Below are 782 nucleotides of genomic sequence, written 5' to 3' on the forward strand. Positions count from 1 at the left end.
TCAACCCGCTGCACCAGCCGTGCGCGCGGGTCATGCACATAGACTTCCTGGCTGCCATCGACGTTGAGCAGGGTGACGCGGCCGTGGTCATCCCAGACATAGCGCGTATCCATCTGCGCAAAACTGGCCCAATGCCGCACACAGCGCGCTGCCTTGCCAGACCGTTCCCACGCCCAGAAGAAACTCGCCCCACCGGCCAACTGCCGCTCAGTGATCACCGCAAGGCTGTCGTACTGATAGCGCTCGCTTTCGCCTAAAGCATTGGTCGCCTCAACCAGTCGCCACTGTTCGTCGTAGCCGTAGGAAACGACGTTCTGCTCAGTCACCCAGGCGTCATCCGCTTCGCTTTCCACGCGAAACACCTGGTAGTCCACCGCCACAATGTGCCCGCGCTGGTAGCGAAACAGCAGCGCCCGCCCGGCATCGTTATCCAGGCGCAGAATCCGCCCCAACCCATCGCGGGAAATGCGCAGGCGGTTGTCATACCCATCGCTGATCGCCGTCAGCACACCGCCCTGGAAGTGGTAGAACGTTGCCCCTTGAGCCAGCACCAACTCATCCGACGCTGCCCCCAGATAAATCGCTGCTTCAGCCAGGCTATTGCTGATGGCTGGTCGCTCTACGGTGGGCAGGGGAAAGGTGGTGCTGCGGTTCTCGTGGTCAGTCCACACCACCGACTCGCCGGCCACTTCCAGCCGCTGCGCCAGGGAATGGCTCCAGCCAAAGCCCAACCCGCTATCCACCTCCACGGCACTGGTGCGATACAGCCGCGTCCAGGCAAA

1 protein-coding gene is annotated in these 782 nt (G+C 62.5%); it reads right to left on the reverse strand.

Features of this window, described 5'->3' with window-relative positions; all coding sequences use genetic code 11:
• Positions 1-782, reverse strand: a 782-nt coding sequence (locus tag BHC62_RS27115) for a DUF6531 domain-containing protein (protein WP_256324426.1), incomplete at both ends; no start/stop codon positions are given.

The organism is Pseudomonas sp. 06C 126, assembly GCF_001855215.1.
In the GTDB taxonomy this organism is placed as follows: Bacteria; Pseudomonadota; Gammaproteobacteria; order Pseudomonadales; family Pseudomonadaceae; genus Aquipseudomonas; species Aquipseudomonas proteolytica.